5 protein-coding genes and 1 pseudogene are annotated in these 6,981 nt (G+C 64.9%); 5 read left to right on the top strand and 1 reads right to left on the bottom strand.

What is annotated here, in order from left to right:
• Nucleotides 1-96 precede the first annotated feature (96 nt).
• Nucleotides 97-1,044 carry a LysR family transcriptional regulator gene (locus tag H928_RS27195; protein WP_021026504.1) on the bottom strand — a complete coding sequence of 316 codons (948 nt, stop codon included), beginning with the start codon at nt 1,042-1,044 and terminating at the stop codon, nt 97-99.
• A gap of 122 nt (nt 1,045-1,166) precedes the next feature.
• Here H928_RS27195 and H928_RS0110710 point away from each other — a divergent pair, with 122 nt between their 5' ends.
• The 5 genes and pseudogenes from H928_RS0110710 to H928_RS33210 all read left to right on the top strand — a co-directional run.
• Complete coding sequence (locus H928_RS0110710; RefSeq protein WP_021026503.1) at nt 1,167-1,877, top strand: pirin family protein; 711 nt, start codon at nt 1,167-1,169, stop codon at nt 1,875-1,877.
• Nucleotides 1,878-1,942: 65 nt separating this feature from the next.
• A complete protein-coding gene (locus tag H928_RS0110705; protein ID WP_021026502.1) occupies nt 1,943-2,638 on the top strand; it encodes a hydrolase in 696 nt (231 codons plus the stop codon).
• 61 nt (nt 2,639-2,699) lie between these two features.
• Nucleotides 2,700-4,598: an amidohydrolase gene (locus tag H928_RS0110700; protein WP_021026501.1), complete on the top strand. Its 1,899-nt coding sequence runs from the start codon at nt 2,700-2,702 to the stop codon at nt 4,596-4,598.
• 45 nt (nt 4,599-4,643) lie between these two features.
• A complete protein-coding gene (locus H928_RS27190; protein WP_021026500.1) occupies nt 4,644-6,287 on the top strand; it encodes an MFS transporter in 1,644 nt (547 codons plus the stop codon).
• A gap of 151 nt (nt 6,288-6,438) precedes the next feature.
• Nucleotides 6,439-6,981, top strand: a pseudogene (locus H928_RS33210) (intradiol ring-cleavage dioxygenase); the annotation flags it as partial.

Raw genomic sequence — 6,981 nt, 5'->3', positions numbered from 1 at the left:
GATGCTGGCCGGTGGCGCGATGGCGCTGGCGGGCACCGCCGTGATGAACTGGGGCCGGCGCACACCGCGCGCTGCGGCGGCTGCAGCGGCCGCGCGCTAAACCGCCAACGGGTTCTCGGCCAGCTGCGGCGGCAGCTCTGCCCAGGGCTCGTTCATGAACTGCTGGGCCGCATAGTCCATAAAGGCCTGCACGCGCGCGGGCCGGGTACGGCCCGGCGGGGTGACGATGTTCAGCGACAGCACATCGGCCTCCCAGCCCGGCATGGCGGTCTGCAAGCTGCCATCGCGCAGCTCCTGCCACACCAGAAACGAGGGCTGCAAGGCCAGGCCCATGCCGGCCAGCAGCGCCGGCTGCAGTGCCTCGGCATTGTTGACCTGCATCTGTATCGGCATCACCTGCGTGTACTCGCCGTGCCGCGCATGGCGAAAGCGCCAGCTGGTGCCATAGCGCGCCAGGCTGTACTGCAGGCCCTTGTGCTGGGCCAGATCACGTGGGTGCACCGGGTGGCCATGGCGCTCGAAGTAGGCCGGTGAGCCCACCAGCAAGATGCGCACCTTGCACAGGGTGCGCGCAATCAGGCTCGAATCGCTCAGGTTGGCAATGCGCAGCGCCAGGTCAAAGCGGTCGCGGATCAGGTCCACCTGCTCGTCGGCAAAGTGCAGGTTCAGCTCCACATCCGGGTGCATCTTCATGAACTTGGGCAGGATCGGCGACAGCCGCGCAATGCCAAAGGACATCGGCGCGGCAATGCGGATCTGGCCGCGCAGGCTGGTGGAGCGGTCGGTGATGTCGGCCTCCACCGCCTCGCCCTCCTGCAGGATGCGCGTGGCCCGCTCCAGCGCGCTGCTGCCGGCATCGGTCAGCGCCATGCGGCGCGAGGTGCGGTGGAACAGGCTGGTCTTCATGCGGCCCTCCAGCCGCGTGATGGCCTTCGATACCGTCGCCTGCGACAGCGCCAGCTCGGCAGCGGTGCGCGCGAACGATCCGGTCTCGGCCACCTTGGCAAAAATGGCCCAGGCCTCCAGGTCAGGCAGCTTGCTCATGGCTTTATCGCTTTCTCGATCACATTAAATATGGAATGAATGCTTTTCTATATTTTCTATTTTAATCATATTCAAGGCGACCTACACTTTCTTCATCGACGATAAAACACCTGGAGAAAGACATGATTGAACGACGCAGCTTTGACAGCCTGGGCGGTGCCAACCACGGTTGGCTCGATGCCAAACACCACTTCTCTTTTGCCGACTACCGTGACGCCCAGCGCGTGAACTGGGGCGCTCTGCGGGTCTGGAACGATGACACCATCGCCCCGCAAACCGGCTTCCCACCGCACGGCCATGCCGACATGGAAATCATCACCTATGTCCGTGAAGGTGCCATCACCCACGAAGACAGCCTGGGCAACCGGGGCCGCACCGAAGCCGGTGATGTGCAGGTGATGAGCGCCGGCAGCGGCGTGCGCCACTCGGAATACAACCTGGAGTCCACGACGACCCGCATCTTCCAGATCTGGATCCTGCCCGACCGCCAAGGCGACAAGCCCAGCTGGGGCGCCAAGCCCTTCCCCAAGGGCGACCGCAGCGGCAAGTTCGTGACCCTGGCCAGCGGCATGGACGGTGATGGCGACGCGCTGCCCATCCGTGCCAATGCCCGGGTGCTGGGTGCCACGATCAAGGCCGGTGAAAGCCTGGACTACGGTTTTGAACATGCCGACCGCTATGGCTACCTGGTCCTTGCCAAGGGCAGTGCCTCGGTCAATGGTGTGGCGCTGTCCAGCCGCGATGGTGCTGCCATCCATGGCGAGACGACCATCCGCATCACCGCCACGGAAGACACCGAAATCGTGCTGGTGGATGCACCGGCCCTGAACTAAGTCAGCCCAGATTCCTTGTTAAACACACGCCTTCCCCGTTTTTAACTTTTCCAAGAGCACGCACCATGACCAACAAATCTTTCCTCGAAGTCCTGACCCCCGCCAACAGCCAGATGATCTTCATCGACCAGCAGCCCCAGATGGCCTTTGGCGTGCAGTCCATCGACCGCCAGACCCTGAAGAACAATGTGGTGGGCCTGGCCAAGGCGGCCCAGGTGTTTGGCGTACCGACGACGATCACCACGGTCGAGACCCACAGCTTCTCGGGCCACACCTACCCAGAGCTGCTGAACGTCTTCCCCGGCAACCCCATCCTGGAGCGCACCTCGATGAACTCCTGGGACGACCAGAATGTGCGTGATGCGCTGGCCGCCAACGTTGCCAAGGGCCACAAGAAGATCATCGTCTCCGGCCTGTGGACCGAGGTCTGCAACACCACCTTTGCCCTGAGCGCCATGCATGACGCCGGTTACGAGATCTACATGGTCGCCGATGCATCGGGCGGCACCTCGCTCGAAGCGCACAACCAGGCCATGCAGCGCATGGTGCAGGCCGGTGTGGTGCCCGTTACCTGGCAACAAGTGCTGCTGGAATGGCAGCGTGACTGGGCCAAGCGCGAGACCTATGACGCGGTGATGGACATCGTGCGCGAACACTCCGGTGCCTACGGCATGGGTGTGGACTATGCCTACACGATGGTGCACAAGGCGCCAGAGCGTGCACAGCACGGCAACACCATCGGCCCCAAGCCGGCTGTTTAACCGTTTTAGGGGGCAACGCCCCCGCCTACCGCCCACACCACCCACCACGCACGCCACCGCCATGACCACCTCCAGCCCCGACACCATTTTTCACAACGGCCGCTTCACCACCTTGAACAAGGCCCAACCCACGGCCAGCGCCGTTGCCATCCGCGATGGCAAGTTTGTCGCGGTGGGCAGTGATGCCGAGGTGCTGGCGCTGGCCACGAGCGGCACCCGCAAGGTCGACCTGCAGGGCCGCAGCGCGCTGCCGGGTCTGTTTGACAACCACACCCATGTGATTCGCGGCGGTCTGAACTTCAACATGGAGCTGCGCTGGGACGGGGTGCGGTCGCTGGCCGATGCGCTGGAGATGCTGCGCCAGCAGGTGGCAATCACCCCGGCACCGCAGTGGGTGCGCGTGGTGGGCGGTTTTACCGAGCACCAGTTTGTTGAAAAGCGCCTGCCGACCCTGGCCGAGATCAATGCGATTGCGCCGGACACCCCCGTGTTCCTGCTGCACCTGTATGACCGCGCCCTGCTCAACGCTGCTGCGCTGCGCGCCGTGGGCTACCACCGCGACACGCCCCAGCCACCGGGCGGCGAGATTGTGCGCGACAGCCAGGGCAACCCCCAGGGCCTGCTGCTGGCCAAGCCCAATGCGACCATCCTGTATTCCACCTTGGCCAAGGGCCCCAAGTTGCCCTTTGAGTACCAGGTCAACTCCACGCGCCACTTCATGCGCGAGCTCAACCGCCTGGGCGTCACCGGTGTCATCGATGCCGGTGGTGGCTCGCAGAACTACCCCGATGACTACCAGGTCATCGAAGAGCTCAACCAGCAAGGCCAGATCACCGTGCGCCTGGCCTACAACCTGTTCACGCAAAAGCCCAAGGAAGAGAAGGACGACTTTCTGCAATGGACCCAGTCGGTCAAGTACAAGCAGGGCAACGACTACTTCCGCCACAACGGCGCTGGCGAGATGCTGGTGTACTCGGCGGCAGATTTTGAAGACTTTCGCCAGCCCCGCCCCGACATGCCGCCGCAGATGGAGACCGAGCTGGAAGATGTGGTGCGCGTGCTGGTGCAAAACAAGTGGCCCTGGCGCCTGCATGCCACCTATGACGAGACCATCAGCCGCGCGCTCGATGTCTTCGAAAAGGTGCACCAGGAAACCCCCATCGACGGCCTGAACTGGTTCTTTGACCACGCCGAAACCATCTCCGACCGCTCGATCGACCGCATCGCTGCGCTGGGTGGCGGCATTGCCGTGCAGCACCGCATGGCCTACCAGGGCGAGTACTTTGCCGAGCGCTATGGCCACAAGGCGATGGAAGCCACGCCGCCCGTCAAGAAGATGCTGGAAAAAGGCGTCAAGGTGTCTGCCGGCACCGATGCCACCCGCGTGGCCTCGTACAACCCCTGGGTGTCGCTGTCCTGGATGGTGACCGGCAAGACCGTTGGCGGCATGCAGATGTACCCCGAGCGCAACCTGCTCGACCGCGAAACCGCGCTGCGCATGTGGACCGAGAACGTGGCCTGGTTCTCCAATGAGGAAGGTGCACGGGGCCGCATCCAGGTGGGCCAGTTTGCCGACCTGATCGTGCCGAACAAGGACTATTTCCAGGTGCCCGAGGATGAAATCTCCTTCCTTACCTCGGACCTGACCGTCGTCGGTGGCCGGGTGGTGTATGGCGCAGGCAGCTTTGCCCGCCATGACGACAACCCTCTGCCCCCAGCGATGCCCGACTGGTCGCCCGTGCGCCGCTTTGGTGGCTATGGCGCCTGGGGCGAGCCCGAAGGTGCCGGCAAAAACTCGCTGAACCCCGCCCGCTACCGCAGCCTGGCTGCTGGCTGCGGCTGTGGCAGCCACTGCGGCATGCACGGCCACCAGCATGCCGATGCCTGGGCCTCCAAGGTGCCGGCCTCTGACATGCAAGGCTTTTTTGGCGCACTGGGCTGCTCCTGCTGGATGTCCTGAGCGACCTGCCCCCCGTTTTTAAATTCTGCTGATCCGAGACCTGCCATGAACCACCCCCATTCCGACCATCCCCCGGCGCAGCCCGCTGCCCCGGCCCAGCCTTCCGGCGGCAGCTTTGCCCCCTTGCAGCAAAAACTGTTTGCCGTGCTGTGGATCGCCACCGTCGTTGGCAACACCGGCAGCTTTGTGCGCGATGTGGCCAGCGCCTGGCTGATGACCGACCTGTCGCCATCGCCAACGGCAGTCGCGCTGGTGCAGGCAGCAGCCTCGGCCCCGGCTTTTCTGCTGGCGATACCGGCAGGCGTGCTGTCGGACATCCTGGACCGCCGCAAGTTTCTGATCGCCATCCAGGTGCTGCTGGCCTGCGTCAGCATCAGCTTGATGACCCTGTCGGCCATGGGCATGCAGACGGTGGGCTCGCTGGTGGCACTGACCTTTCTGGGTGGCATTGGCGCCGCGCTGATGGGCCCGACCTGGCAGGCCATCGTGCCCGAGCTGGTCGCCAAACGGGACCTCAAATCAGCGGTAGCGCTCAACTCGCTGGGCATCAACATTGCCCGCGCCATTGGCCCGGCTTTGGGCGGCGTTGTGCTGGCGGGCCTGGGTGCCTCGGTCACCTACGGGGTGGATGTGATCAGCTACGCCTTTGTGATTGCCGCACTGCTGTGGTGGCCGCGCCCCAAGGCCGAGCAAGACGACCTGAGCGAGCGCTTTGCCGGCGCCTTCCGTGCCGGCCTGCGCTATGCCCGCTCCAGCCGCGAGCTGCATGTGGTGCTGCTGCGTGCCTTCCTGTTCTTTGCACTGGCCAGCTCGGTCTGGGCGCTGCTGCCCCTGGTGGCCCGCCAGCTGCTGGGCGGTGGTGCCGGCTTCTACGGTGTGCTGCTGGGCGCCGTTGGTGTCGGTGCCATTGGCGGTGCCTTCCTGCTGCCCAAGCTGCGTGCCCGTCTGTCGTCCGATGGCCTGCTGCTGATGTCGGCCCTGGTCTCCGCTGCCGTGATGGCCTTCCTGGCGATGTCGCCGCCCCAATGGGCTGCCGTGCTGGCACTGCTGCTGCTGGGCCAGTCCTGGATCACCGCGCTCACCACGCTCAACGGTGTAGCCCAGGCCATCTTGCCCAACTGGGTGCGGGGCCGTGCGCTGGCCGTCTACCTCACCGTGTTCAACGGCGCGATGACCTTCGGCAGCCTCAGCTGGGGCTTTACCGCCAAGGCGCTGGGTGTGCCCAGCACCTTGCTGGTGGGTGCTGCCGGCCTGGTCGTGATGGGCCTGATCGCCCACCGCATCAAGCTGCCCGAAGGCGAGGCCGACCTGGTGCCATCCAACCACTGGCCCGAGCCGCTGACCGCCCACGCTGTCGACAAGGACCGGGGCCCGGTGATGATCCAGATCCGCTACCACGTGGCCAAGGACAACCACGCGCCCTTCCTGAAAGCTCTCGCCCGCCTGTCTGCCGCCCGCCGCCGCGATGGCGCCTATGCCTGGGGCATCGTGCAGGACACCGCCTCCGAGGACCACTTCATGGAGTGGTTCCAGGTGGAATCCTGGGCCGAGCACCTGCGCCAGCACAAGCGGGTGACCCATAGCGATGCCGATGTGCAAAGCGAAGTGGCGCAGTACCACCAAGGCAGCGAACCCCCGGTGGTCCAGCATTTCCTGTCGGTGAACCACCCCGCCCAAGGCCATGCCTGATCGTTGAACCCCAGCACCCAGTCTGCCCAGCGGCAGCCTGGGTTTTGCGTTTGAAAGCGGCCTGTCAAGCGCCGGTAAAACCGGGTAAAGAAGGCCGCCACGGGGCGCAAAAACCGCGATCCCCGCCCATGCGGCGTTTAGCATGCGCGGCATGTCTTCCCCCAAAATGCCCATAGCAGCCACCCCTTCCCGCCGCCAAATGCTGCGCCATCTTGCGCAAGCGGCCTGGGCCGTTCCCGCCCTCAGCCTGGGCGCCTGCAGCAGCATCACCAAGGCCCCGGCAGCTGCCAACGCCGCGCCTGCCATCGGCAATGCGCCCTGGGCGACCGGCGGCACGGCCGCCATCAGCGCGGCCGTGCGCGCCAGCAACCCCTTTGCCGCGGCCGCTGCCAGCGCATGCACGCTCAGTTGCGAAGCGACCATCGGCCCATGCCACACCCAGTCGCCCGAGCGCGTGGACATCAGCGATGGCTGGGATGGCTTGCCGATGCACCTGCAGCTGCGACTGCTCGATCTGCAGTGCCAGCCCATTGCTGGCGCGCTGGTGGAGATATGGCATACCAATTACACGGGTGGCTACTCGGGCGAGATCGTCCCGATGTGCAACAACAACGCAGCCGACACCCAGCGCCAGTTCTTTCGCGGCTGGCAGCGCAGTAATGCCGAGGGCATTGTGCGTTTTGACAGCTGCTAC

Origin of the sequence: Comamonas sp. B-9 (assembly GCF_000410635.1) — a bacterium.
GTDB lineage: Bacteria > Pseudomonadota > Gammaproteobacteria > Burkholderiales > Burkholderiaceae_C > Comamonas.
This window is presented reverse-complemented; position numbering and strand designations above follow the sequence as displayed.